Raw genomic sequence first — 26,465 nt, 5'->3', positions numbered from 1 at the left:
GGCGATGCTGAGTTGGGGCATGTCGGCCGCGGCGGTGGCGCTGGCGGCGCTGGTGTTCGCGGTGGTGTTGTGGCCGCTGCGCGGCCGTGGCCGCAACGGCGCGCTGCTGGCGGTCGCGGTGCTGGCGCTGGGCGTGGCCACGGCGGCGCTGTACGCCCTGGTCGGCACCCCGCGCGCCCTGCAGGCGCAGAACCGCGAGGCGCCACGCACGCTGGAGGATGGGGTCAAGCAACTGCAGGCAGCGCTGGCCAAGGATCCGAATCGCGCAGACGGCTGGGCCTTGCTCGGCCGCAGCCATTTGTCGCTGGGGCACAACGCCGAGGCCGCGGCCGCGTTCGCGCGTGCGGTGCGCCTGGCGCCGGAGCAGGCGCCACTGCTGATCGAAGCGGCCGAGGCACGTGCGTTGGCCGACCCGCAACGGCAGTTCGACGACCAGGCGCTGGCCTGGCTGCAGCATGCCCTGCAACTGGCGCCAGGCAGCGAACGCGGCGCCTGGTTCCTGGGCATCGCCCAACGCCAACGCGGCCAGGACGCCGCCGCGGCCGCCACCTGGGAAGCCCTGTTGCCGCGCGTGGACGCGGCCACCGCTGCGGCACTGCGGCCGCAAATCGACGCCGCCCGTCTTGCGGCCGGCCTGCCCGCCCTGCCCGCTGCCGCGGCCACCACGGCGCAGGCTGCAAAGGCGCCGGCGAGCACCGGCCTGACCGTGGCGGTGTCGCTGGATCCGACGTTCGCCGCCCGTGTGCGCCTGCGCGGCGACGCCAGCGTGTTCGTGATCGCGCGCGTCCCGGGCGGTCCACCGATGCCGGTGGCGGTGCAGAAGCATCCGCTGCAGGCCCTGCCGTTGCGGGTGACGCTGAGCGATGCGGACAGCCCGATGCCGACGCAGAAACTCTCGCAGCTCAAGCAGGTGCAGGTGGTCGCGCGGCTGTCGGCCAGCGGCAATGCGATGCGCCAGGAGGGCGATCTGGAGTCGGCACCGGTGACGGTGAGCCTGCCGGCGACTGGGCCGGTGGAGTTGGTGATCGGCACGCCGTAGCGAACGCATCCGTGCAGGAGCGACCGTGCCTGATCGGGAACGCCCGGTCGCAACTAGGCAAGACGCCAGCAAGAATGCGAAACGTCGTTGTAGGAGCGGCTTCAGCCGCGACGCGCTTTACCAAGAGGCCTGTCGCGGCAACAGCGTGTCGGACTGGATCGCTGTGGAAGCGAATGACCAGACGGGCAGTAGATTCGTCCCTGCGTCACTAACGGACGCCATTGCTGCCCGACACGCGCCATCTCGCACCACGCATACGCCGGATGCGCGATAGCGCAGCTAGAATCGGCGCATGACCGAATTCATCCCGCCCGGCAGCCGCTTCCTCGCCCTGCCCTCGCCGTTCCCGATGAAGCGTGGCGGCCAGTTGCACGGCGCGCGGGTCGCCTACGAGACCTGGGGCACGCTGTCGGCCGCCCGCGACAACGCGATCCTGATCGTCACCGGGCTGTCGCCCGATGCACATGCCGCCGCGAATGCCGACGATCCCACGCCCGGCTGGTGGGAAGGCATGCTCGGCCCGGGCAAGCCGATCGACACCCAGCGCTGGTTCGTGATCTGCGTGAACTCGCTGGGCAGTTGCAAGGGCTCGACCGGCCCCGCTTCGCCGCACCCGGACGACGGCCAGCCGTATCGCCTGCGTTTCCCGGAGCTGTCGATCGAGGACGGCGCGGATGCCGCCGCGCAGGTGGTGCACGCGCTGGGCATCGCGCAGTTGGCCTGCGTGATCGGCAACTCGATGGGCGGCATGACCGCCCTGGCGCTGCTGCACCGGCACCCCGGCCTGGCGCGCAGCCACATCAACATTTCCGGCAGCGCGCAGGCGCTGCCGTTCTCGATCGCGATCCGCTCGCTGCAGCGCGAGGCGATCCGCCTGGATCCGAACTGGAACGGCGGCGACTACGACGAAGCCACCTACCCCGAATCGGGCATGCGCATGGCACGCAAGCTCGGCGTGATCACCTACCGTTCGGCGCTGGAATGGGACGGCCGCTTCGGCCGCGTGCGGCTGGATTCGGACCAGACCGACGACGATCCGTTCGGCCTGGAGTTCCAGGTGGAAAGCTACCTGGAAGGCCACGCCCGGCGCTTCGTGCGCCGCTTCGACCCGAACTGCTATCTATACCTGAGCCGCTCGATGGACTGGTTCGACCTGGCCGAACCGGCCGGCGGCGACGTGCTCGCCGGCATCGCCACGATCCGCATCGAACGTGCCCTGGCGATCGGCGCCAACACCGACATCCTGTTCCCGGTGCAACAGCAGCAACAGATCGCCGACGGCCTGCGCGCCGGCGGTGCGCAAGCGCAGTTCCTGGGGCTGGATTCGCCGCAGGGCCACGATGCCTTCCTGGTGGATTTCGCGCGGTTCGGACCGGCAGTGCGGGCGTTTCTGGACGCGCTGTAGCGATTGAGCGCCTTGCTGACCATAAGCGACCGAGGATTCCGTTCCGATCTCGGATGATTCCACCCCAGGTCGATACTTTCGGGGCTAACGGCTCGCCTCCAGAAGGTTTTGTAGTCCACTCGTCGCGACTGAAGTCGCTCCCACAAAGACTTCCTGCAACATGGAGGCTGGCACCGGCCGGGTGTGGGAGGGACTTCAGTCCCGACTGCAGAACGCATCAGCACACGCACCGCGACGTCACGCGGGATCGCGCCATGGCTCGACCTGCAGCCGCCCCTCCTGCAACCGATAGCGCACATGCACCACGCCCTCGGGCAGCACGTCGTGGCTGATCAGCAGCAGGCTGCGCTGGCCCAGCGCCTGCGCCAGGTCGCGCAGCAGCGCCTGCGCCGTGTCCACGTCCAGGCCTTCGGTGGGTTCGTCCAGCACCAGCAGCGGTGCTTCGCGCAGCAGTGCACGGGCCAGGGCCAGGCGCCGGGCCTGGCCGGCGGACATGGTGGCGCCGTTTTCGCCGAGCCAGGCATCGAGGCCACCGACTTCGTCCAGCCAGGCATCCAGCCGCACGTCGGCCAGCACCTGCTGCAGGCGCGCATCGTCGGCCACGGGATCGCCCAGGCGCAGGTTGTCGCGCACGCTGCCAGCGAACACCGGTGCGCCCTGCGGCAGCCAGGCGATGCGGCGATGCCACTGCGCCTCGGCCACCTCGCGCAGGTCCAGGCCGGCGTAGCGGACGCTGCCCTGTTGTGGATCCCACAAGCGCAGCAGCAACGCCGACAGGGTGGTCTTGCCGCTGCCGCTGTCGCCGGAGAGGGCGATGCGCTCGCCCGGCGCGATGCGTAGTGTCACACCGTCGAGCACGCGCCGGGTCTCGCCCGGCCAGGCGAACGCCACGTCGTCGAACTGCACCTCGCCACTGGCCGGCAGCGCCTGCGGGTGCGCCGGATCGACCACCGGCGGCGCCTGCCCGGCGATCGCCTGCAAACGCCGCGCGGCGACCCGGCCGGACTGCAGCGCCTGCCAGGCCAGGCCGGCGCCGGCCCAGACCTCGAGCAGGGCCACGGTCAGGAACACCAGGCCGGCCGCCTGTTCGGCGCTGATCGCATCGGCGCGCGCCGCACCCAACGCCACCCACAGCATCGCCAGCAGGCCCGCCGCGGCGCACAGCGCGTGCAAGGCGTTGCCGCCGATCAGCCGTTGCCGCTGGCGCCGGTCCTCGGCGCGCAGCGCCTGCGCGCTGGCGTCCACGCGCGCGATCCAGGCGGCCTGCGCTTCGAGCGCGGCCAGGTCGGCGGCGCCCTCCAGGCCTTCGTAGGCCAGCGTGCGCAAGGCTTCGCGCTGCTGCGCGCGTGCGCGTTCGCGGGCTTCGCCGCCACGCGCCACCACCCAGGGCACGCCGAGTCCGATCACCAACACCAGCGCGGTCAGCACCAGCGCCGCCGGCCAGTGGATCGCCGCCGCCGCGGCGATGCCGATCGCGCCGACGCCGAGCAGCGCCGCCAGCGGCGCCAGCGCGCGCACCACCAGGCCGTCGACCTCGCCGATGTCCGACATCAGCCGTGCCAGCAGTTCGCCGGTGCGGCTGGCGCCGAGCCGTGCCGGGGCCAGCGGTAGCGCGCGACGGAAGAACCACACGCGCAGGTCGCGGGCGATGCGCAAGGTGGCATCGTGCCCGACCAACTTTTCGCCGTAGCGCGAGGCGATGCGGGCGAAGGTCAGTGCGCGGATGCCGGCCGATGGCGAAAAGAAATTGAAGCCGCTGCCCATGCCGACCCCACCGGCCAGCGCCGCGGCGGTGAGGAAGCCGCCGGACAGGCCGAGCAACCCGACCCCGGCCAGCATCGTGCACAGCACCAGCAGCGCGGTCAGCAGCAGCCGGCCGAGATGGCGGCCGAACACGTCGCGCAGGGTGTCGCGCTTGGTGCGGCTCATGGCCGTGCTCCCTGCGCCGCGGCGGACGCGTCGCGCGCCGGCAGCCGCAGCACGGCATCGGCCCACCGCATCGCCGCCTCGCTGTGGGTGGCGACGATCACGCTGCGGCCGCGGGCGAAGGCCGCCAGCGTGCGCAGCAGCGCCGCCTCGGTGTCCGCATCCAGGAACGCGGTCGGCTCGTCCAGCAACAGCAGTTCCGGATCGCGCAGCAGCAACCGCGCCAGGCCGATGCGCCGTGCCTCGCCGCCGGACAGGCCGAAGCCGCGCTCGCCGATCGGCGTGTCCAACCCCTGCGGCAGGCGCGCGGCGAAGCGCAGCACCTGCGCCGCTTCGGCGGCGGCATGCAGCTGCGCTTCGCTGGCCTGCGGATCGGCCAGGCGCAGGTTGTCGGCGATGCTGCCGTGGAACAGATACGGCCGCTGCCCGGCGTAGCCGATACGCAGTCCCGCACGCACCTGCAAGGTACCGGCACGCGGCGACAACCACCCCGCCAACGCCTCCAGCAGCGTGCTCTTGCCGCTGCCGCTGGGCCCGACCAGGGCCAGGCGCTGGCCGGCATCCAGGTCGAAATCCAGGTCCTGCAGCGCATCGCAGCGCGCGCCCACTGGCCGCAGGCGCAGCGCGCGCGCCTGCACAAGCGGTGCCGCACGCGATGCGATGACGGCGGGCGCGGCGACGGGCGCAGTCGCGACATCGTTCGGCTCGACGACACCCTCCTCGCGCGCTGCCGGCGCGTCCGTGGCCGGCGGCAGGCCCTCCAGCAGACGCTCCACCTCCGCCGCCGCGGCCAGCGCATTGGCGCGGTCGTGGTAATGCGCGGCCAGGCGCCGCAGCGGCGCATAGAACTCCGGTGCCAGCAGCAGGCAGAACACGCCCGTGCCCAGGGTCGGCACGCTGCCGTGCAGGGCGATCATGCCGAGGTAGCTCAGGCCCAGGTAGAGCGCGACGATCGCCACGCTGACCGAGGCGAAGAACTCCAGGACGGTGGAGGACAGGAACGCGATGCGCAGCACTTTCAGGGTGCGCTCGCGCACACCCTCGGCGGCATCGGCGATCCCGCGCAGCTCGTCGTCGCCGCGTCCGTACAGGCGCAACAGGCCCAGGCCCTTGAGCCGGTCGGCGAAGTGCCCGCCCATCCGCGCCAGTTCGCGCAGTTGGCGGCGGCCGGCGGCCTCGGCGCCCCACCCCACCAGCATCATGAAGATCGGCACCAGTGGCGCGGTGAACAGCAGGATCAGGCCCACCACCCAGTCGCTCCACGCCACCGCCAGCACGATCAGCAGCGGCACCACGCTCACTTCCCAGCGCGCAGGCCGGTAGCCGGCGTAGTAGCCGTCCAGCGCATCGCCATGCGCCAGCAGCAGTTCGCCCAGTTCGCCGTTGCGCTGTCCGCGCAGCCACAGCGGCCCGCGCTGCAGCAGCTGCCGGTACACGCGGCGACGCAGTTCGAGTTTGGCCGCATCGGCGACATCGCCGGCGGCACGCTGCGCGGCGGCGCCGAGCCCCGCGCGCAGGACCAGCATCAGCGCCAGCAGGCCGAAGGCCGGCAGTGCCTGCGCCAGCTCGCGGCGCTCGACCAGCAGGGCCTGCACCAGCCAGGCGATGGCGCCGGACTGCACGATGAGCAGCGCGCCGGACACGCTGATGGCCGACGCGGCCAGGCGCTGGCGGCCGCGCGCCGCCGCGGCCAGGGCATCCAGCCAACGCATGCGCTGCTGCCGCTGTTGCGGCGCGTCGGCGGGCGGTGCGGCGGACGGCTCGGCGGAATCGGTCAAAACGGGCTCGGCGCGGCGAACGAAGCCGCCAGTTTAGCGGGGAAGGCGGTTCCGGGCTGGAACCGCCGTGGCCGCCACGATGCCGGGCCCCCATGGCGCACATTGATCTGGATCAAGGTCGAACGCGCCGGGGCGGCGGAAGATCGCCTCCAATCTCCCGCCACTCGGCCACCCAGATGCACATCTTCCACGAGGTAGCACAGCCATGATCGACACCACTGTCGTAGAGCTGTCGCGGCTGCAGTTCGCCATGACCGCCATGTACCACTTCCTGTTCGTCCCGCTCACCCTGGGCCTGTCCTTCATGATCGCGATCATGGAGAGCGTGTACGTCATGACCCGCAAGGACGTGTGGCGGCGCATGACCCTGTTCTGGGGCGTGCTGTTCGGCATCAACTTCGCGATGGGCGTGGCCACCGGCATCGTGATGGAGTTCCAGTTCGGCATGAACTGGTCCTACTACAGCCACTACGTCGGCGACATCTTCGGCGCGCCGCTGGCGATCGAAGGGCTGATGGCGTTCTTCCTGGAAGCGACCTTCATCGGCCTGTTCTTCTTCGGCTGGAGCAAGCTCACGCCGGTCAAGCACCTGATGGTGACCTGGCTGATGGCGCTGGGCACCAACCTGTCGGCGGTGTGGATCCTGATCGCCAACGGCTGGATGCAGAACCCGACCGGCGCGGTGTTCAACCCGGACACCATGCGCATGGAAGTGGTCGACTTCATGGCAGTGGTGTTCAACCCGGTGGCGCAGGCCAAGTTCGTGCACACGGTCAGCGCCGGCTATGTGACCGGCGCGGTGTTCGTGATGTCGATCAGCGCGCTGTACCTGCTGCGCGGCAAGCACCGCGACATCGCCCGGCGCTCGTTCGCGGTGGCCGCCGCGTTCGGCATGGCGTCCTCGCTGTCGGTGGTGGTGCTGGGCGACGAGAGCGGCTACGCCGCCAACGAACACCAGAAGATGAAGCTCGCCGCGATCGAAGCGATGTGGGAAACCGAGCAGGCGCCGGCCGACTTCACCGCCTTCGGCATCCCCAACCAGGCCACCGGCAAGAACGACTACGCGATCAAGGTGCCGTACCTGATGGGCCTGATCGCCACGCGCTCGTTGAACACGCCGGTGCCGGGCATCCTGGAGTTGGTCAAGCGCGCCGAGCACCGCGTGCGCGGCGGGCAGATCGCCTACGGCGCGCTGCAGCGGCTCAAGGCCAACCGCAACGACGCCGAGGCGCGCGCGGTGTTCGACCGTCACTGGCAGGACCTGGGCCACGGCCTGCTGCTCAAGCGCTACCGCGAGGACATCCTCAACGCCACCCCGGAGGAGATCGCCAAGGCCGCGCTGGACACGGTACCGCGCGTGCTGCCGCTGTTCTGGACGTTCCGGGTGATGGCCGGCCTGGGCTTCTACCTGATCGCCTTCTTCGCCGCCGCGCTGTGGTTCTCGTGCAAGCACAACTTCGAGGACAAGCGCTGGTTCCTGACGCTGGCGCTATGGACCCTGCCGGCGCCGTGGATCGCGATCGAGTGCGGCTGGTTCGTGGCCGAGTACGGCCGCCAGCCGTGGGCGGTGGAAGGCGTGCTGCCGACCTTCTATGCCGCCTCCGGCCTGGCCCTGCACGACATCCTGATCACCCTCGCCGGCTTCGTGGCGATCTACACCACGCTGCTGATCATCGAGATCAAGCTGATGCTCAAGGCGATCCGCAAGGGGCCGGACGCGCTGCCGGCCCTGCTGCAACCCGCCCCGCGTCCCGTTCCCCCGATCGCCGCACCTGCGGCCGCCGGCCACCTCTGACCCCGGCAGGAGACACACCATGGACTTCATTGCATTGGACTACACCACGCTGCGCGTAATCTGGTGGCTGCTGCTGGGCATCCTGCTGATCGGCTTCGCGGTGATGGACGGATTCGACCTGGGCGTGGGCGCGCTGCTGCCGTTCGTGGCCAGGACCGACGCCGAACGCCGGCTGGTGGTGAACACCATCGGCCCGGTCTGGGAAGGCAACCAGGTCTGGTTGATCCTGGGCGGCGGCGCGATCTTCGCCGCATTCCCGCCGCTGTACGCGGTCAGCTTCTCCGGCTTCTACCTGGCCATGTTCGTGATCCTGTTCGCGCTGATCCTGCGCCCGGTCGGGTTCAAGTTCCGCGGCAAGCTGCCCGGCCAACGCTGGCGCAACGGCTGGGACTGGGCGCTGTTTCTCGGCGGCTTCATCCCGGCGCTGATCATGGGCGTAGCGGTGGGCAACGTGCTGCTGGGCGTGCCGTTCCACTTCGACGACACCCTGCGGGTGTTCTACACCGGCAGCTTCTTCGGCCTGCTGATGCCGTTCGCCCTGCTCGCCGGCCTGCTCAGCGTGAGCATGCTGGTGGCGCACGGCGCAGCGATGCTGGTGCTGAAGACCGACGGCCCGGTGGCCGAGCGCGCCGCGCGCTACGGCAGCGTCGCCGCCCTGACGGCCTGTACGCTGTTCGCCGGCGCCGGGGTGTGGGTGGCCACCGGCCTGCCCGGCTACGCGGTCACCTCGCAGGTGGTCACCGACGGCGCCACCAACCCGCTGCTGAAGACCGCCGTGCTCGGCGAGGTCGGCGGCTGGATGCACAACTACCAGAGCATGCCGCTGACCGCCCTGGCCCCGGCCGCCGGCCTGCTCGGCCTGTTGCTCAGCGCGGTGCTGCTGCGCAAGCGCCGCGGCGGCCTGGCGTTCATCGCCTCCGGTGCGGCCATCGCCGGCATCATCCTGACCGTGGGCTTTGCGATCTTCCCGTTCCTGTTGCCGTCCTCCAGCCAGCCGGGCTCCAGCCTGACCGTGTGGGACGCCTCCAGCAGCCACCTGACCCTGTGGATCATGCTGCTGGCCACCGTGGTGTTCCTGCCGATCATCCTCGGCTACACCACCTGGGTGTACCGCGTGCTGAAGGGCAAGGTCACCGCCGCCTCCCTGGACGACAACCCCAACGCGTACTGACGCACCCGCAAGGAGAAACGATCATGTGGTACTTCGCCTGGATTCTCGGTGTCGGCCTGGCTTCCACCGCTGCCATCCTCAACGGCATGTGGTTCGAGGCGCGCGAGCGCAACGCGGCGGATGCCGCCGCCGACGCCGCCGACGCGACGGACTGAAATTTTTTTGCAAAGGCGCTTGCCGAATGCGGAAGACCTCCGTATCATGTGCGGCTCCTTCGGGGTGTAGCTCAGTCTGGTAGAGCGCTACGTTCGGGACGTAGAGGTCGCAGGTTCGAATCCTGTCTCCCCGACCAGTTTCAAGGTCACAAGAAGCCTGGAAAACCACCGTTTTCCGGGTTTTTTTGTGCCCGCAATCCGGCACTGGCCGCGCATCGCGGCAACCGGCCGTCCGCGCCCGGCTGCCCCGATCCTCTCGCGGCAGCCGGGCCTTGACGCCGGGGCCTGGCGTCTCGCCACAATGGCGACGGGGGAACCGGCGCATTCATCACGCCCTGCGTCTTCGGCGACGACACGTACCGAGGCGAGGCGGCGGGCATGTCCGTTTCGACGCTCACGACTCAGACAAACGGACACGACACCATGAAACTGCAAGCGACGCTCTGCCTCTCACTGATCGCGTTCTACTGCGCGCCCGCGGCCGCGGTGAGCGAAACCGACAAGGCGGTGGACCGCCTCGGCGTGCAGGGGGGCACCGCTTACTTCAGCACCAAGGATGCGTTCTCCACCACCTGCAAGTTCGACGTCGTCTATTTCAGCATCGGCGACGATTTCGGCAAGGCCGCCTATGCGAGCCTGCTCGCCGCACAGACCTCGGGCAAGAAGCTTTCGCGCTTCGATTACGCGCAATCCGCTCCAGGCGAAACCTGCACCCTTTCGCTGGTCGAATCGCGCAGCTGAGCGGTGCCGGCCGCGGTTGCGCTCAGCGCAACCGCGCCTTCAACAGCGGCCGCAACAGGTAGTTCAGCACGCTGCGCTTGCCGGTGAGGATGTCGACCTCGGCGACCATGCCCGGGATGATCGGCAGCGTGTCGCCGTCGCGACGCAACTGGCTGCCGTCGGTGCGGATCAGCACCTGGTAGAACGACTCCTTGCCGTGCGCGGTCTGCTCCTCGATGGTGTCGGCGCTGATCTGCTCGACGGTGCCATTCAACTCGCCGTAGATGGTGTAGTCGTAGGCGGTGATCTTGACCCGGGCCTGCATGCCCGGCACCAGGAACGCCACGTCGCGCGGCTTGATCCGCGCCTCCACCAGCAACCGCTCCTCCACCGGGATGATCTCCATGATCGGCTCGCCGGGCGGGATCACCCCGCCGCGGGTATTGATCAGCACCGTGTTCACCCGTCCGCGCACCGGCGACAGGATCTCGGTGCGGCGCAACTGGTCGTGGCGCTGTTGCACGATCGGCTCCAGCGCGCTGAGATCGGCCTTGCGCTTGGCCAACTCGGTGTAGGCCTCCTGGAAATAGCTGTTGCGCAGCTCGCCAAGGCGCCCGCGCAGGGTGGCGATGTCCTGGCTGAGCTTGAGCGCCTCGACCTGGCTGACCGCCCCCTTGGCTACCAGCGGGCGCACGATGTTCAACTGGTCCTGGGCCAGGGCGATCTGGTGCTGGATCGCCTGGGTGCCTTCGGCCAGCTTGCTGCGCCGCGAGTCGAACAGGTCGCGCTCGGACCGCAGCAGGGCGCTCTCGCCGGCGATCTGCGCCGGGAAGGCGATGCTGGTCTTGCCCAGCACTTCCGCCTCCAGCCGCGCGATCGCCGCATGCAGCACCTGCGCCTGGTTGACCGACTCCTGGTAGTTGGTCAGGAAGTGGGTGCGCTCCAGCCGCAACAGCGGCTGCCCCGGCTTGACCAGTTCGCCCTCCTGCACCAGCAACCGATCGAGGATGCCGCCCTCCAGGCTCTGGATCTTCTGGATGCGGCTGTACGGCACCACCCGGCCATCGCCACGGGTGACTTCGTCCAGCTCGGCCCAGGCCGCCCAGCCCAGGAACAGCGCCACCGTCGCCAGCACCGTCCACAGCAGCGGCCGATACCAGGGATGCGTGGACGCCAGCAGCGGGTCGCCCAGCCGCCGCCGCACCGCCACTGCCGCGCGCTCAGCCATGGCTGCCCGCCATTGCCGTCGCCGGCACCTGCACCCGGTTGCCCTGCAGCACCTGCTCCACCGGCCCGTCCACCACCACCCGCCCCTGCCGCAGCACCACGGCGCGTTGCGCCAGCTCCAGCATGCTGCGCTTGTGCGTGCTGACGATCAGCGTGCGCGTGCCCAGCCAGCGCTGCAGGTAGGCGATGAACACGTGTTCGCTGTGCTGATCGAAGGCCGCGGTGGGTTCGTCGAGCAGCACCACGCTGGGGTCCTGCAGCAACAGCCGCGCCAGTCCCAGCGCCTGCCGCTGTCCGCCGGACAGGCTGGCATTGCCCTGGATCGGCAGGTCCAGCCCGAACGGATGCGCGCGCACGAACGTGCCCAGCCCGACCCCGTCCAGCGCCGCATACAGTTCCTCGTCGCCGAGCGCGGCGCCGTGCAGGTTGAGGTTGTCGCGCAGGCTGCCATGGAACAGCGCCACGTCCTGCGGCAGGTAGCCGATGTTGCGCATGCGGTCGGCCGGGTCGATCTGCGCGATCGCCACGTCGTCCAGCAACAGCCGCCCCGCGTGCGGATCCAGCAGGCCGGCCAGCACCCGCAGCAGCGTGGACTTGCCGGCGCCGTTGCCGCCCAGCAGCGCCACGCGCTCGCCGGCGCCGATGCGCAGCGCCTGCACGTCCAGCACCGGCGGCTGCTCGCCGTAGCGCAGGCTCACCGCCTCCAGGCGGTAGTCGCCGCGCACGCGCAGCTTGTGCACGAAGCGCTTGCCCGGCGGCCGCTCCTGTTCGGCCCCCAGCAACTGGTCCAGGCCCTCCATGGCCACGCGGGTGTGCTGCCAGCGCCCCAGCACCGCCGCGGCCTGCCCCAGCGGCGCAATCGCGCGCGCGGCCAGCAGCGAACAGGCCACCAGCGCACCCACGCTCATCTCGCCCTGCTGGATGCGGTAGACGCCGAACACCACCACCCCGACATAGGCCAGTTGCTGCACCACCGATGCGGCATAGCTGAGCGCGGTGGTCAGCGCGTACGTCCGCATCGCCGAGGCGGACAACTGCGCGGTCAGCGCTTCCCACAGCCCCTGGCAGCGGCCTTCGCCGCGTGCGGCCTTGATCGACTCCAGATGCTCGAAGGCCTCCAGCAGCAGGCCGTTCTTCATCGCCCCCTCGCGCAGGTTCTGCCGCGACAGCTCGCCCAGCAGGCGCTGCGCCAGCAGCCCCGGCAACACCATCAGCACGCAGGCGACCAGCGGCACCCAGACCACGTGGCCGCCGATCAGGGCGATGATCCCCAGGAAGATCGCCACGAACGGCAGGTCGCTGATCAGCGCCGCACTGGAACTGGTGAAGAACTCGCGCACCGATTCGAACTCGCGCACCTGGGTGCTGAACGCGCCCATCGACGCCGGCTTGGCGGCCATGCGCATGGCCAGCACGCGCGAGAACAGCAACGTGGACAATTGCAGGTCCAGGCGCTTGCCCAGCACCGCCAGCAACTGCCCGCGCAGGGTGCGCAGCACGCCTTCCATCACGATCGCCAGGACCACGCCGCTGGCCAGGATCCACAGCGTGTCGAAGGCGGCGTTGGGCACCACGCGGTCGTAGACCTGCATGGCGAACAGCGCGGTGGCGATGGCCAGCAGGTTGGCGACCATCGCCGCCAGCGCCACCTCCGCGTAGGAGCGCCACAGCTTCTTCAGCGGCCCGTAGAACCAATGCTCCGACGCGCTGCCGGCGTACCCGCCGATGCGCCCGTCGTCGCGGAAGCGCGGTTTGGCGAAGACCGCCGACCCGCTATACAGCGTCTCCAGTTCCGCCACCGGCACCGCCTGCTCGCCACCGCCGGCATGCGGCAGCAGCAGCCGTGCCTGCCCCGCCTCGACCGCCTCCAGCAGCACCGTGCGCCCATCGTGCAACAGCAGCAGTGCCGGCAGCAGGTAGCGGTCCATGCCGTCCAGCGGGTACGCCAGCACCTCGGCCGTGAGCTCGGCACGGCGCAGCGCGCGTGGTACCAGGTGCAGTGGCAGGCGTCCCTGCACCAGGGCGATGCCGTCCACCAGTTCGGCATCGCTCAACGGCCGTCCCAGGCGTTGGCACAACAGCAGCAAGCCCTCGCGCAGTCCGTCCGCGGCGCCGGCCGGCGGCGTCGCCACGGATGCCTCGATTCCCCCTTCACCCTGCATGCGTCGTCTCCTGGAACAGCGCGTGCAAGGCGCCGATCTGTGCCGCCGCGCGGTAGCGCAGGCGCTTGCGTTCGATCCGCAGGCTGATCAATTGCCGCTCGGCTTCCAGGCGTTCGCGCTGCACGTTCAGCAGCTCGATCACCTCGCGCCGGCCCACGCTCAACTGCTCGCGGTACAACTCCGCCACTTCCACCGCCTGCTGCGCCTGCCGCAGCAGCGCCTGCTCGCGCCCGCGCAAGGCCTCGCCGCTGTCGGCGAGGGTCTGTACGGTGCGCCGCACCTCGCGGCGCATCGCCTCCAGGTTCCACTGCGCCGCTTCCAGGCGCTGGCGCGCGGCCTGCGGGCGCAGGAACGTGGACATGCCCTGGAACACGTCCATGCTCAGCCGCAGCGAAATGGTCGAATCGTTCTGCAGGCGGCCGCCGACGTCGCGACGCAGCGCGGCGGCCTCCAGATTGAGTTGCGGCTTCATCGCCGCGCGCGCTTCGCGCACTTCGGCCTCGGCCGCGCGTACCTGTTCGCCGGCCTTGCGCAGCAGTGGCGAGGCGTCCACCGCCTGCGCCAGCAGCGGCGGCGCCAGTTGCGGCAATTCCAGCGTCTCCGGTTCGACCAGATCCTCGGCCTCGGCCCCGACCAGCAGCAGGAACTGGTTGCGCAGCTCCTGCAGCGCGCCCTGCTCGGTCGCCAACTGATCCTGGCCGCGGGCCAGTTCCAGCCGCGTGCGCTCCAGTTCGCTGCGATCGGCATAGCCGCCGCTGCGCGCCTCGCTGAGGTCGGCGATCACCTGCAGGCGTTGCAGATGCGCCTGCACCGCCTGCAGCCGTTGCTGCGCCGCCAACACGTCCAGATACACCTCCACAATCTGCAGCGCGGCGTCGTCGGCGGCCACCTCCACCGCCGCGTCCTGCCCGCGCTGCTGCGCGCGTGCATTCGCCACCCGGCTCGACACGCGCCCCCAGTCGTACAGCATCTGCGAGAGATTGACGTCGTAGACCATCTCGCCCGGGTCCAGCGCCTTGGGCCCGGCGGCGACCGACAACGCCGGGTAGTAGCCGCTGCGGGCGATGCGCACGTCGGTGGCGGCGCGCGCCGCGTCCGCCATCGCCGCGCGCAACTGCGGCTCGATCGCCAAGCCGCGCTGCACGGCCTGCGTCAGCGACATCGCGCAGGCGCACGCCGGCAGCGCCAACCACAGGCCGACGGCCAGCGCCGGGCCGGACCGGCGCGTGCGCCTGTCCCCATCCCCCTTCCTCGCCATCAGGCCGTCACCACCGCGAGCGTGTTGTCCTCCACCAGCAAGGTCGCGGTGCCGAAGCTGTAGACGTGATAGGTGATGCCGTCGATCGCCTGGGTGGTGCCGCTGTCCACCGCGCCGATCACGTTGAGCACATCCGCCCCGTCGCCGGTGATCTGCAGGGTGTCGTTGCTGTCGGTAATCGCCAGCACTTCCGACGCGGTCAAGGTCAGCGTGCTGCCGGAATCGCCCTTGCCGAGGTCCACGCGCTCGATGTTGCTCAGGGTGCCGATGCCCGCGGCGTTGTAGTCCAGATCGATGCCGTTGGCGAACAGCAGCGTGTCGAAGCCGGCGCCACCGTCGATGCTGACGAACGTGTTGCCGGTGATCTGGATCGTGTCATCGCCGTTGCCGGCCAACACCTGATCGCCGCTGCCGACGTTGAAGATCAGGTCGCTGCCGTCGCCGGCGAGGATGCGTTCGCTGCTGCCGTCGGCACCGGACAGGATGTCGATGCCGCCGGTGCCATTCACGCTGATGGTGCCGATGCCCAGGCTGGCGCCGTTGTTGGACAGGGTGATGCCGTAGCGGGCGCTGTCGTTGCCCTGCGTATCGGTGCCCACCACCTCGAACGACACCTGGGTTCCCAGGTTGAGCAGGCCCGAGGCAGTGAGCCCGAGCTGGTTCAGCACGCTGGAACTGAGCAGGTTCAAGGCGAAGTCGCCGTTGGCGTCGGCCTGGATCGGCGTGAGTTCGACATTGAGTGCGGGCGTGATGACCCGGATCGCCAGGGTGGCGTTCGGCTCGGCCTGCCCGCTGAAGCCGAACGTCGCCGGCAGCAGCGCGAAATTCACGCCGAAGTCGCCGAGCGTCAGCGGCTGCGCGATGTTGGCGCCCACGCCCAGCGAGACGACCGGGCTGGGATTGCCGGCCGGGTCGGCACCGACCACCGAGACCTGCGCGTTCAGCAGTTGCGCCCAGCTCAGGTCGATGTCCAGGCCGGTCAGCAGGTCCAGCGAGGCCAGGCCGCTGTTGTCGGCGGCGAGCGTGGCGGTGGCCTGCACGCCGCCGACATTGACGTTGACCGTCAGCGCGACGCCCGGCTCGCTGGAAATCGTCAGCAGGCTGCCGACCAGCGACAGCACCGGCGTCGCCGGCGCGACCGTGTCGATGGTGAAGCCGACCGAGGACGACAGCGGGCCGCCGTTGAGGTCGGCCGTGACCGTCGCCGCCCCTTGCGGCAACGCCGCGCCGCCGCTGGGCGGCAGCACCGACACCAGCACGTTGCCGGCGCTCAGGTCGGCGCTGGTCAGGGTGTGGCTGACGTCGACCTCGTAGCCGTTCTGGCCGGCGAAGTGCACGGTGACCACCTGCCCGACCAGCATGTTCGGCCGCAGTTGCACCGCCACCTGGATGCCGTTGCCGATCTCCGCAGCGTTGATCCAGGTATCGCCCGCCTCGGGCACGCTGAGCAGCGGCGGCGACAGGTCGGGTGCGTTGAGCAGCGCCGGTGCGCTGACATTGCCGGCGGCGTCCACCGCCACCACCGACAGCGCCTGACCGATCACCAGCGGCGGCGACAGCGGCAGGCTGAAGCTGCCATTGCCATCCACCTGGATCAGCAGCGGATTGGCGGTATCGCCGTTCACCACCACGCGCAGTTGCGCATTGGCCTCGGCGGTGCCGCTGAGCAGGCTGCCATCCAGGCTGATCGACACCACCGGCGCCGCCGGCGCCAGCGCATCCACGGTCAAGGTCGCCGGCGGGCTGGCATTGCCGGCCGCGTCGGTGGCGATGGCGCTGATCACGGTGCCGTTCGGCAATGCAGCCCCCGGGGTCACACTCCAGTTGCCGGACGCGTCGGCCGTGGCCTGGCCGATCAGCGTGCCGTTGCCGTCGGTCACGGTGATCGTCGCCCCCGCTTCCGCGGTGCCGACGATGGCCACGCCATTGCTCGCCTGCAGGATCGGGGCGGCGGGCGCCACTGCATCCACGATCAACGTCGCCGGCGCACTGGCGTTGCCCGCGACATCGGTGGCGATGGCGGTCACCACCGTGCCGTTCGGCAATGCAGTGCCAGGCGTCACGCTCCAATTGCCGGACGCATCGGCGGTGACCTGGCCGATCAGCGTGCCGTTGCCGTCGGTCACGGTGATCGTCGCCCCCGCTTCCGCGGTGCCGACGATGGCGACGCCATTGCTCGCCTGCAGGATCGGCGCCGCCGGCGCCAGTGCATCCACGGTCAACGTTGCCGGTGCACTGGCATTGCCGGCCGCATCGGTGGCGATCGCGTTGATCACGGTACCGTTGGGCAACGCCGCGCCCGGCGTCACACTCCAGTTGCCGGACGCATCGGCCGTGGCCTGGCCGATCAGCGTACCGTTGCCGTCGGTCACGGTGACCGTCGCGCCGGCTTCGGCGGTACCGACGATCGCCAGGCCATTGCTGACCTGCAGGATCGGGGCGGCCGGGGCCACGGCATCAATGGTCAGCGTCGCCGGCGGGCTGGCATTGCCGGCCGCATCGGTGGCGATGGCGCTGATCACGGTGCCGTCCGGCAATGCGGCCCCCGGGGTGACGCTCCAGTTGCCGGACGCGTCCGCCGTGGCCTGGCCGATCAGCGTGCCGTTGCCATCGGTGACGGTGATGGTCGCACCCGCTTCCGCGCTGCCGACGATGGCCACGCCATTGCTCGGCTGCAGGATCGGGGCGGCGGGCGCCACTGCATCCACGGTCAAGGTCGCCGGCGCACTGGCATTGCCGGCCGCATCGGTGGCGATGGCCGTCACCACGGTGCCGTCGGGCAACGCGACGCCCGGCGTCACGCTCCAATTGCCAGACGCATCGGCGGTGACCTGGCCGATCAGCGTGCCGTTGCCGTCGGTGACGGTGACCGTCGTACCGGCTTCCGCGGTGCCGACGATGGCGACGCCATTGCTCGCCTGCAGGATCGGGGCCGCCGGCGCCAGCGCATCCACGGTCAACGTTGCCGGTGCACTGGCATTGCCGGCCGCATCGGTGGCGATGGCGGTCACCACGGTGCCGTCGGGCAACGCCGCCCCCGGGGTGATGCTCCAGTTGCCGGAGGCATCGGCGGTGGCCTGGCCGATCAGCGTGCCGTTGCCGTCGGTCACGGTGACCGTCGCCCCGGCTTCGGCGGTGCCGACGATCGCCAGGCCATTGCTGACCTGCAGGATGGGGGCGGCCGGGGCCACGGCATCGACGATCAGCGTCGCCGGCGCACTGGCGTTGCCAGCGGCATCGATGGCGATCGCCGTCACCACGGTGCCGTCGGGCAACATCGCCCCCGGCGTGATGCTCCAGTTGCCGGACGCATCGGCGGTGACCTGGCCGATCAGCGTGCCGTTAGAGTCGGTCACGGTGATGGTCGCACCGGCCTCCGCCGTGCCGACGATCGCGCTGCCATTGCTCGGCTGCAACACCGGCGCCGACGGCGCCAGCGCGTCGATGGTCGTCGTCGCCGGCGCGCTGGCATTGCCGGCTGCGTCGGTGGCGATGGCGGTCAGCACGGTGCCGTCGGGCAATGCCGCCCCCGGGGTGATGCTCCAGTTGCCGGAGGCATCGGCCGTGGCCTGGCCGATCAGCGTGCCGTTAGAGTCGGTCACGGTGACCGTCGCACCGGCTTCGGCCGACCCGACGATCGTCAGGCCGTTGCTCGGCTGCAGGATCGGCGCCGACGGTGCCGTCGTATCCACGGTGGTCGTGCCCGGCGCGCTGACGTTGCCGGTCGCGTCGGTGGCCACGGCGTTGATCACCGTGCCATCGGGCAGCGGTGCTCCGGGCGTCACGCTCCAGTTGCCGGACGCATCGGCGGTGGTCTGGCCGATCAGCGTGCCGTTGCCGTCGGTCACGGTGACCGTCGCCCCGGCTTCGGCGGTGCCGACGATCGCGGTGCCGTTGCTCGGCTGCAGCACCGGCGCCGCTGGCGCCACGGCATCGACGGTCAGCGTGGCCGGCGCACTGGCGTTGCCGGCCGCGTCGGTGACCACGGCGTTGACCACCGTGCCGTCGGGCAGCGCCGTGCCGGGTGTGATGCTCCAGTTGCCGGACGCATCGGCGGTGACCTGGCCGATCAGCGCGCCGTTACCATCGGTGACGGTGACCGTCGCACCGGCTTCGGCGGTGCCGACGATCGCACTGCCGTTGCTCGGCTGCAGCACCGGGGTGGCCGGCGCCACGGCATCCACCGTGGTCGTCGCCGGCGCGCTGGCATTGCCGGCTGCGTCGGTGGCGATGGCGGTCAGCACGGTGCCGTCGGGCAATGCCGCCCCCGGGGTGATGCTCCAGTTGCCGGAGGCATCGGCCGTGGCCTGGCCGATCAGCGTGCCGTTAGAGTCGGTCACGGTGACGGTCGCGCCGGCTTCGGCCGACCCGACGATCGTCAGGCCGTTGCTCGGCTGCAGGATCGGCGCCGACGGTGCCGTCGTATCCACGGTGGTCGTGCCCGGCGCGCTGACGTTGCCGGTCGCGTCGGTGGCCACGGCGTTGATCACCGTGCCATCGGGCAGCGGTGCTCCGGGCGTCACGCTCCAGTTGCCGGACGCATCGGCGGTGGTCTGGCCGATCAGCGTGCCGTTGCCGTCGGTCACGGTGACCGTCGCCCCGGCTTCGGCGGTGCCGACGATCGCGGTGCCGTTGCTCGGCTGCAGCACCGGCGCCGCCGGCGCCACGGCATCGACGGTCAGCGTGGCCGGCGCGCTGGCATTGCCGGCCGCGTCGCTGGCCACAGCGTTGACCACCGTGCCGTCGGGCAGCGCCGTGCCGGGTGTGATGCTCCAGTTGCCGGACGCATCGGCGGTGACCTGGCCGATCAGCGCGCCGTTGCCATCGGTGACGATGACCGTCGCCCCGGCTTCAGCGGTGCCGACGATCGCACTGCCGTTGCTCGGCTGCAGCACCGGGGTGGCCGGCGCCACGGCATCCACCGTGGTCGTCGCCGGCGCGCTGGCATTGCCGGCCGCGTCGGTGGCGATGGCGCTCAGCACGGTGCCGTCGGGCAATGCCGCCCCCGGGGTGATGCTCCAGTTGCCGGAGGCATCGGCCGTGGCCTGGCCGATCAGCGTGCCGTTGGCGTCGGTGACGGTGACCGTCGCGCCGGCCTCGGCGCTGCCGGCGACGACGCTGCCGTTGCTCGGTTGCAGCACCGGCGCCGCCGGCGCCACCGCATCCACGGTGGTGGTCGCCGGCGGACTGACCGTGCCTGCGGCATTGCTGGCGACGGCGGTGATCACCGTGCCGTCCGGCAGCGGCGTGGCCGGGGTGAAGCTCCAGTTGCCGGCGGCATCGACGACGGCCTGGCCGATCGGCGCGCCATTGCCGTCGCTCAGCGTGATGGTGGCACCCGCTTCGGAGGTGCCGGCGATCACGCTGCCGTTGGTCGCCTGGATGATCGGTGCCGCCAGCAGATCCGGCGCCTGCACGCTGGTCGGGGGGCTGTTGTTGCCGGCCGGATCGGTCACCACCACGGTCAGCGTCTGGCCGTCGGTCAGGGGCGGCTGCAACGGCACGCTGAAGCTGCCGTCGCCGCCCACCACGACGGTGAAGTCGGGCACGCCGTCGCCGTTCGCATCGACGCCCACCGTCGCGCCCGCCTCGGCGGTGCCGGTCAAGGTACCGCCATCGGCCGAGACCTGCAGATTCCCCGCCGCCGTCGGCGGCGTAGTGTCGGGCGCATTGACGCTGGCGCCGGGGCCGGTGTTGCCGGCCGTATCGGTCACCACCACGGTCACGGTCTCGCCGTTGGTCAGCGGTGGCTGCAACGGCACGCTGAAGCTGCCGTCGCTGCCGACCACGGCGGTCACGTCCGGCACGCCATCGCCATTGGTGTCCACACCCACCGTCGCACCCGCCTCCGCGGTGCCGGTGAGGCTGCTGCCGTCCGCCGCGACCTGCAGGTTGGCGGCCGCAGCGGGCGGGGTGACGTCCGGCGCCTGCACCATCGCCGGCGGGCTGGAGGCCCCATCCGGGCTGGTGACCACCACGGCCACCATCTGGCCATCGACCACCGGCGCCGGCAGCGTCACGGTGAAGCTGCCGTCGGTGCCGACCACGACCACCGTGTCCACCTGTCCGTCGCCGTCGGCATCGACGCCGACCGAGTGGCCGGGAGGCGCGTTGCCGCTGATCTGGGTGCCGTCCGGGGAGATCTGCAGATTGCTCGCCACGGCCGGTGCCGACGGCTGCGGTTGCGGCTGGGGCTGTGGCTGCACGATCTCGTTGCGGTCGTCCTCGCTGCTCATGCTGGCCAGCGCGCCCGCGCCGAGTGCGACGCCGCCCGCCATCAGCCAGGGCGCAGCCAGCCCACCGGCCGCGCCGCCCGCGCCGGCCGCGGTCAAGGATTCGAACCCGGCATCGCCGCCCACCGGCGCATAGCTGGCCAGCAACACGGCCCCTTCGCCGCCGGCGAACTGCACCGCCAGCAGATCCTGCTCCTGCGTCAGGAACAACGCGCTCGGCTCGGACGCAGAGTCGAAGAAATGAACGATGCGCACCGTCTCGCCGTTCTTCATCCGCACCAGCAGATCGTCGCCTTCGCGGCTGTAGGCGGCGACCCTGTCGGGCGGCACATCCAGTACCACCTGGCTGGCCTGGGTCAGTCGCACCACGCCGTCGGCCGGCAGCGGGACGGCGTGGGCGCGGGCGATGTCGGCACCGTGCGGGACAACCTTGACCTGGATACTCATGGCGAACACTCCTATCGCGAAATGGGACGGCAGCGTGCGAGCGCAAGCCAAAGGTGTTGGGCGGTCGGCGCGACAGCACGCCGTGCCGGCCGCTGCGCAGGCAAGACCTCACCTGCGCGGCCCGATTGGTCCACGACAAGCATTGGGATTGACGATCAGGCGACGCGGAAGGCGACGAACGCGCTACCGCGGCACGTCTGCAGGCAGAACGCGCCTAGCGTCGACAGCGTGGAGGTGCCCGATCGGGCGGGCGGCGGCAGCGGAACGCGAGGCACGGCGAACGGGACACACCGGCGGTATCGGTAGACATCACGGACCCTCCTTCCTTGAGTCGCTCACACTTCGAAAGCGGTACAGCAAACACGCGTGCAAAGACAATGCGCCTAGCTCCCCCCGGGCCGCCCCGACGGAACCGCCGATGGTGCCGGCCCCGCCTTTCACTACTGAAGCGATCACGCACATATGGATGCTGGCAACAGCGCCGACGTCGTATGCGATGCACCTCCGTCTGCACGCGGCGATCTTTGCCAACGACGCCACGCGATGGCAATAAAGCGTTACTTACTGTTTCTGAAAATGTGTTGAGCACCAACAAAAGATGACGGTTTTTTCACCATGTCGTCTACGCAATTCAAGGCGTGTTTGCGCAAGACCGCGCGGCAGTGCGCGGCGTGGACGACAATGACGACGCGCGCCGGTGCGCTCTGCAAGCGATTGCAACGATGTCGAAACAGCGCCGTACCTGTGCGTACGCAAACCATGCACACACGCATCGTGCGCACACACGCTGGAGTGCAGCTGCGCACCATGGAGCGATCGCGCGCGATGGCGTGGTCAAGCGACGACCAGGATGGATCTGTACGCCAGCGCATGGCGGGACGCGCAGCGTGGGAGGCATGACGCAGTCGTGCGGAAGCAGCCGGTTTCGAGCGCTTTTTGCAGACACTGTCTGCTGCCACGTTCGCATCCTGCGGCAAGACTGCACGACCAGCATCGACGCGGCCACGGGCAACTTGGGTGTCGTATCGCGTCGCGATCTCCCTTGTTATGCCTTGGCGCTCGGCGAGATCGGTGATGCCGGCGATGACCCATCGCGCCTGGTCGAACAGATGATCAGACATGCGATGAGGTCGCGCCGGGCGACAGCGTGGCAGTGACATCCATGCACCTGGCTTCCATCGTCGGCATGATCCTTCGTCGCTGTCGAAGGCGACCGCGCTGGTGTAGGAGAGCCTGTTGCGCCCCTTCCGCAGCACCGTCTTCGATCCGATGGAGACGATGGCACTCGACGCGCTCGCGCTGAGCAGCCGCATCATGATCTCGGCTCTCTTTCAGTCCGGCGATGCCCAGCGCCCACGTCGTGCAGACGCTCCTCGCCGGCGCCAGCGGACCGATCGCTGCGGATGGACGCGAGAGCTGTGCGAAGGGTGCATCGCCTGTTCGCGCCCGGCAGCGAATTCCTGCAGTTCGCGGGGTCGGCCATCGTCAACACCCTGAACACGCACTGCCATCCCGACGATCGCCCGCCGTCTCGGCCACGGCCATGCGCGCCGGGCGCGCGCATGGCTGCGAAGACCTGCATGCGTCCGCACCGCCAGTGACGCATGCATCGCGCCCCGAGCCAGGCGGCGGCGCCGGCAGCGCCGCCGTCTGGCCATCGACACCCCCGGGCGCGACGGCGCAGGCGGCAACCGCCGCGCATTCAGTCCACCGGCAATGCGATGTAGCTCGCCTGCTGCGGCGTGTGCCAGATCCGCTGCGTCGCCTTCTGGTAGTCGCCCGGCTTGGCGAAGTAGATGTTCGGCACGTAGGTCTGCGGGTTGCGGTCGTACAACGGGAACAGCGTGGACTGCACCTGCACCATGATCCGGTGGCCGCGTTCGAAGGTGTGGTTGGCGGTGGGCAGGCCGAAGCGGTAGGCCAGCGGCTGGTTCGGGGTCAGCGGCGCCGGATGCTCGAAGCTCTCGCGGTAGCGGCCGCGGAAGATCGCCAGCGACACCGGCAGCTCGTAGCCGCCCAGCTTCGGCTCGGAGGCCATCTGGTCCGGGTACACGTCGATCAGCTTCACCACCCAGTCGCTGTCGCTGCCGCTGGTGGACGCCTGCAGGTGCACCTGCGGCGCGCCGGCGATGCGCAGCGGGGCCTGCAGCGGTTCGCTGACGAAGGTCAGCACGTCCGGGCGGCCGTCGACGAAGCGCTGGTCGTGCACCAGCCAGGTGGTCCACATGTCGCGATCGCCGAACACCACCGGGCGCGGCACGAACGGCACCGGCTTGGCCGGGTCGGACACGTACTCGGTGTACTCGCCCTGCCCGGCCTTGGGCGCCTCGAACGAGACGCGGCCGCCGGCCTGCAGGTACAGCGGCTTGCTCTGCGCCGGGCAGCCCTGCGCGCAGCTCAGCGGCCAGCGCTGCAGGCGGTCCCAGTGGTTGGCACCGGTGTCGTAGATCAGCACCGGCGGCGTGTCGGCCTTGGGCGCGCCATCGACCAGGTACTGGTCGAAGAACGGCTTGAGCACGTCGCGGCGGAACTGCAGCGCGGTATCGCCGTCGAACTGCAGCGCGCCCAGCGAGGCGCCCTCGTAGTTGACCTGGCTATGCCGCCACGGCCCCATCACCAGGTAGTTCTTGTCGTTGCCGGTGTCGCGCGGCTCCATCGCCTCGTAGCTGTGGATCGCGCCCCACATGTCTTCCTGGTCCCACAGCCCCTGCAGCCACATCGTCGGCACCTTCAGCGGAGTACGCGCCATCACCTTGTCCAGCGCCTGCTCCTGCCAGAACGCATCGTAGGCCGGGTGCTCGGTGAGCTTGCGCCACCACGGCAACTGTTCCAACCCGGCGGCCTTGGCGTAGTCGCCGGCCGAGCCGGCGCGCAGGAAGTTGCTGTAGTCGTCGTAGCCCTGGCGCGGGATGCCTTCGCCCTTGCCGCGCCGGGTCATCTGCCCGGTGAAGTAATCCAGGTTGACCTGGCGGAAGGCGCCGTAGTTGAGCCAGTCGTCGCCCATCCAGCCGTCGATCATCGGGCTCTCCGGCGCGGCCACCTTCAGCGCCGGATGCGGATCGGCCAGCGCCATCACCACGGTGAAGCCCTCATAGGACGAGCCGATCATGCCGACCTTGCCGTTGGATTCGGGCACGTGCTTGACCAGCCAGTCGATGGTGTCCCAGGCATCGGTGGCGTGGTCGACCTTGGTCGGATTGAGCGGCCCGCGCAGCGGCCGGGTCACCACGTAATCGCCCTCGGAACCGTACTTGCCGCGGATGTCCTGGAACACGCGGATATAGCCGCCATCGACGAACACCTCGTCGCCCTGCGGCAGCAGATCGCGCATGTGCGGCGAGGCCAGCCGGCTGGCGCGGCCGCTGGCGTCGTAGGGCGTGCGGGTCAACAGGATCGGCGCGCCGTGCGCGCCCTTGGGCAGCACGATCACCGTGTGCAGCTTGACCCCGTCGCGCATCGGGATCATCACCTCGCGCTTGATGTAGTCGTTGGCCGCGGTCGGCGCCACGAACGGCTTGCCGGTGATGTCCGGGGTCATCGGCGCGGTCTGGGCGAACGCGGTGCCGGCAGTGGCGAAGGCGACGGCAGCGGCGAGCAGGCAGGGAGCGAGGCGGCGCATGGGCGTTGGATCCCGAAAGGAGGCGAATCCGCGACGCTAGGCGACGGCGCCTCGCTCGGCAAGTGACAAAGGCTGGGTCGTCGGTCGCGCCTGGCCGCCGCCACGCCATGCAGGGGCGCCGCGCGCTTCCGTCCGGGTCGCTCAGCCCAGGCCGACGCCCGGCCCCATCGCCGCCACGAACAGAACGCTGGCCACGTGGCTGTTCGCCGCGTGACCGCACCCCATCTCAGTGCCGGACCTGCCCTTCGCCGCGCACCACGAAGCGCTCCACGGTCAGCGCTTCCAGGCCCATCGGGCCGTAGGCGTGCAGGCGCGTGGTGGAGATGCCGATCTCCGCGCCCAGGCCGAGTTCGCCGCCGTCGGAGAAGCGCGAGGAGGCGTTGACCATCACCACCGCCGCGCGCAGCGCCTGCACGAAGGCCTCGGCATTGGCGGGATCGCCGGTCGCGATCACCTCGGTATGGTCCGAGCCGTAGCGGCGGATGTGCGCGATCGCCGCGTCTAGGTCCGGCACCACCGCCACCGCCAGGATCAGGTCCAGGTATTCGGCGGCGTAGTCGTCGTCGCTGGCGGGGGCGATGTCCGGCAGCAGCGCGCGGGTGGCGGCATCGCCGCGCAGGGCGACGCCGCGCTCGCGCAGCGCCTGCGCCGCCAGCGGCAGGAAGCGCGCGGCCACGTCGGCGTGCACCAGCAGCGTCTCCAGGGAATTGCAGGCGGCCGGCCGCGTGGTCTTGCCGTCGATGAGCAGCTTCACCGCCAGGTCCAGGTCGGCCGAGGCGTCGACGAACAGATGGCACACGCCCTTGTAGTGCTTGATCACCGGCACCCGCGCATGTTCGGCGACGAAGCGGATCAGGCCCTCGCCGCCGCGCGGGATCGCCAGGTCGACGATGTCGTGGAGCTGCAGCAGTTCCAGCATGGTCTCACGGCGCAGGTCTTCGACCAGGGTCAGCGCGGCCTCGCCGATGCCGGCCTCGCGCAATGCCCGGCGCAAGGCCGCGGCGATGGCGGTGTTGGAGTGGATCGCTTCGGAACCGCCACGCAGGATCACCCCGTTGCCGGCCTTGATGCACAGCGCCGCGGCATCGGCGGTGACGTTGGGGCGCGCCTCGTAGATCATCGCGACCACGCCCAGCGGCACGCGGATCTTCTGCACGCGGATGCCATTGGGGCGCACGTCGTCGCGGGTGACCTGCCCCACCGGATCCGGCAAGGCCGCCACCTCGCGCAGCGCCGCGGCGATGCCGTCCAAGCGCTTGCGGTCCAGCGCCAGGCGATCCAGCATCGCACTGCCGACCTCCTTGGCCCGCGCCGCGGCCAGATCGCGCGCATTGGCGGCGAGGATCACCTCCGCATCCGCTTCCAGCGCCGCCGCCATCGCCTCCAGGAGTTCCTGTTTGGCCGAGGACGACAACTGCGCCAGCGCTTGCGCGGCATCGCGGCAGTGCAGGGCCTGGGTGCGGATGGAGGTCATTGGGGGCTCCGATGGCTGGATTCGGGATTCGGGATTCGGGATTCGGGATTCGGGAT

General features: G+C 70.3%; 15 protein-coding genes and 1 tRNA gene. 7 read left to right on the top strand and 9 right to left on the bottom strand.

The window, feature by feature from the left end; all coding sequences use genetic code 11:
* The first annotated feature begins 4 nt into the window (after positions 1–4).
* Both M3U25_RS03960 and M3U25_RS03955 read left to right on the top strand, forming a co-directional pair.
* Entirely contained in the window at positions 5–1,039 is a 1,035-nt protein-coding gene (locus tag M3U25_RS03960; protein WP_355499966.1) for a tetratricopeptide repeat protein, read from the top strand.
* A 292-nt stretch (positions 1,040–1,331) separates the two neighbouring features.
* Positions 1,332–2,444, top strand: a complete 1,113-nt coding sequence (locus tag M3U25_RS03955) for a homoserine O-acetyltransferase (RefSeq protein WP_160947342.1) — start codon at positions 1,332–1,334, stop codon at positions 2,442–2,444.
* Between the two features lie 237 nt (positions 2,445–2,681).
* On the opposite strand, the gene cydC is transcribed toward M3U25_RS03955, so the two are convergent.
* Positions 2,682–4,373, bottom strand: coding sequence for a thiol reductant ABC exporter subunit CydC (gene cydC / locus M3U25_RS03950; protein ID WP_355499971.1), 1,692 nt, complete (start codon positions 4,371–4,373; stop codon positions 2,682–2,684).
* Complete coding sequence (gene cydD / locus M3U25_RS03945; protein ID WP_355500383.1) at positions 4,370–6,082, bottom strand: thiol reductant ABC exporter subunit CydD; 1,713 nt, start codon at positions 6,080–6,082, stop codon at positions 4,370–4,372. Before cydD ends, cydC begins: the two co-directional genes overlap by 4 nt.
* 271 nt (positions 6,083–6,353) lie before the next feature.
* On the opposite strand from cydD, the gene M3U25_RS03940 reads away from it, so the two are divergent.
* From M3U25_RS03940 to M3U25_RS03920, 5 genes are all read left to right on the top strand, one after another.
* The gene (locus tag M3U25_RS03940; protein ID WP_355499974.1) at positions 6,354–7,943 is read left to right on the top strand and encodes a cytochrome ubiquinol oxidase subunit I; all 1,590 of its coding nucleotides are present in this window, start codon (positions 6,354–6,356) and stop codon (positions 7,941–7,943) included.
* Positions 7,944–7,962: 19 nt separating this feature from the next.
* The gene (cydB, locus tag M3U25_RS03935; RefSeq protein ID WP_355499977.1) at positions 7,963–9,114 is read left to right on the top strand and encodes a cytochrome d ubiquinol oxidase subunit II; all 1,152 of its coding nucleotides are present in this window, start codon (positions 7,963–7,965) and stop codon (positions 9,112–9,114) included.
* Between the two features lie 23 nt (positions 9,115–9,137).
* The gene (gene cydX / locus M3U25_RS03930; protein WP_355499980.1) at positions 9,138–9,269 is read left to right on the top strand and encodes a cytochrome bd-I oxidase subunit CydX; all 132 of its coding nucleotides are present in this window, start codon (positions 9,138–9,140) and stop codon (positions 9,267–9,269) included.
* Positions 9,270–9,329: 60 nt separating this feature from the next.
* Positions 9,330–9,406, top strand: a tRNA-Pro gene (locus tag M3U25_RS03925).
* A gap of 286 nt (positions 9,407–9,692) precedes the next feature.
* A complete protein-coding gene (locus M3U25_RS03920) occupies positions 9,693–10,010 on the top strand; it encodes a hypothetical protein (protein ID WP_355499983.1) in 318 nt (105 codons plus the stop codon).
* 22 nt (positions 10,011–10,032) lie between these two features.
* Here the strand turns inward: M3U25_RS03920 and M3U25_RS03915 are convergent, their stop codons facing one another.
* The 7 genes from M3U25_RS03915 to M3U25_RS03885 all read right to left on the bottom strand — a co-directional run bounded on the left by M3U25_RS03915 (position 10,033) and on the right by M3U25_RS03885 (position 26,409).
* Positions 10,033–11,217 carry an HlyD family efflux transporter periplasmic adaptor subunit gene (locus M3U25_RS03915; RefSeq protein WP_355499986.1) on the bottom strand — a complete coding sequence of 395 codons (1,185 nt, stop codon included), beginning with the start codon at positions 11,215–11,217 and terminating at the stop codon, positions 10,033–10,035.
* Entirely contained in the window at positions 11,210–13,348 is a 2,139-nt protein-coding gene (locus tag M3U25_RS03910; protein WP_355499989.1) for a type I secretion system permease/ATPase, read from the bottom strand. The genes M3U25_RS03915 and M3U25_RS03910 overlap by 8 nt, the downstream gene beginning before the upstream one ends.
* Before the next feature lie 19 nt (positions 13,349–13,367).
* Positions 13,368–14,540, bottom strand: coding sequence for a TolC family protein (locus M3U25_RS03905; RefSeq protein WP_263391009.1), 1,173 nt, complete (start codon positions 14,538–14,540; stop codon positions 13,368–13,370).
* Between the two features lie 95 nt (positions 14,541–14,635).
* Positions 14,636–21,316 carry an Ig-like domain-containing protein gene (locus M3U25_RS03900; protein WP_355499993.1) on the bottom strand — a complete coding sequence of 2,227 codons (6,681 nt, stop codon included), beginning with the start codon at positions 21,314–21,316 and terminating at the stop codon, positions 14,636–14,638.
* Positions 21,317–21,873: 557 nt separating this feature from the next.
* Positions 21,874–22,437 carry a hypothetical protein gene (locus tag M3U25_RS03895; protein WP_355499996.1) on the bottom strand — a complete coding sequence of 188 codons (564 nt, stop codon included), beginning with the start codon at positions 22,435–22,437 and terminating at the stop codon, positions 21,874–21,876.
* A gap of 581 nt (positions 22,438–23,018) precedes the next feature.
* Complete coding sequence (locus M3U25_RS03890) at positions 23,019–24,935, bottom strand: CocE/NonD family hydrolase (protein WP_355500000.1); 1,917 nt, start codon at positions 24,933–24,935, stop codon at positions 23,019–23,021.
* Between the two features lie 226 nt (positions 24,936–25,161).
* Entirely contained in the window at positions 25,162–26,409 is a 1,248-nt protein-coding gene (locus M3U25_RS03885) for a glutamate-5-semialdehyde dehydrogenase (protein WP_355500003.1), read from the bottom strand.
* Between the last annotated feature and the right edge of the window lie 56 nt (positions 26,410–26,465).

It is taken from the genome of Xanthomonas sp. PPL134, assembly GCF_040595915.1.
Classification (GTDB): domain Bacteria; phylum Pseudomonadota; class Gammaproteobacteria; order Xanthomonadales; family Xanthomonadaceae; genus Xanthomonas_A; species Xanthomonas_A indica.
The sequence above is the reverse complement of the archived record's forward strand: the minus strand, read 5'-3'. Positions and strand labels throughout refer to the sequence as shown.

What these genes read in the sequence shown, in the direction of transcription:
- cydD (WP_355500383.1), bottom strand. Translation starts at nt 6,082, where the DNA reads ATGCGTTGGCTGGATGCCCTGGCCGCGGCGGCGCGCGGCCGCCAGCGC.
- cydB (WP_355499977.1), top strand. Translation starts at nt 7,963, where the DNA reads ATGGACTTCATTGCATTGGACTACACCACGCTGCGCGTAATCTGGTGG.
- M3U25_RS03940 (WP_355499974.1), top strand. Translation starts at nt 6,354, where the DNA reads ATGATCGACACCACTGTCGTAGAGCTGTCGCGGCTGCAGTTCGCCATG.
- M3U25_RS03895 (WP_355499996.1), bottom strand. Translation starts at nt 22,437, where the DNA reads ATGTCTGATCATCTGTTCGACCAGGCGCGATGGGTCATCGCCGGCATC.
- cydC (WP_355499971.1), bottom strand. Translation starts at nt 4,373, where the DNA reads ATGAGCCGCACCAAGCGCGACACCCTGCGCGACGTGTTCGGCCGCCAT.
- M3U25_RS03920 (WP_355499983.1), top strand. Translation starts at nt 9,693, where the DNA reads ATGAAACTGCAAGCGACGCTCTGCCTCTCACTGATCGCGTTCTACTGC.
- M3U25_RS03905 (WP_263391009.1), bottom strand. Translation starts at nt 14,540, where the DNA reads ATGTCGCTGACGCAGGCCGTGCAGCGCGGCTTGGCGATCGAGCCGCAG.
- M3U25_RS03900 (WP_355499993.1), bottom strand. Translation starts at nt 21,316, where the DNA reads ATGAGTATCCAGGTCAAGGTTGTCCCGCACGGTGCCGACATCGCCCGC.
- cydX (WP_355499980.1), top strand. Translation starts at nt 9,138, where the DNA reads ATGTGGTACTTCGCCTGGATTCTCGGTGTCGGCCTGGCTTCCACCGCT.
- M3U25_RS03885 (WP_355500003.1), bottom strand. Translation starts at nt 26,409, where the DNA reads ATGACCTCCATCCGCACCCAGGCCCTGCACTGCCGCGATGCCGCGCAA.
- M3U25_RS03955 (WP_160947342.1), top strand. Translation starts at nt 1,332, where the DNA reads ATGACCGAATTCATCCCGCCCGGCAGCCGCTTCCTCGCCCTGCCCTCG.
- M3U25_RS03890 (WP_355500000.1), bottom strand. Translation starts at nt 24,935, where the DNA reads ATGCGCCGCCTCGCTCCCTGCCTGCTCGCCGCTGCCGTCGCCTTCGCC.
- M3U25_RS03960 (WP_355499966.1), top strand. Translation starts at nt 5, where the DNA reads ATGCTGAGTTGGGGCATGTCGGCCGCGGCGGTGGCGCTGGCGGCGCTG.
- M3U25_RS03915 (WP_355499986.1), bottom strand. Translation starts at nt 11,217, where the DNA reads ATGGCTGAGCGCGCGGCAGTGGCGGTGCGGCGGCGGCTGGGCGACCCG.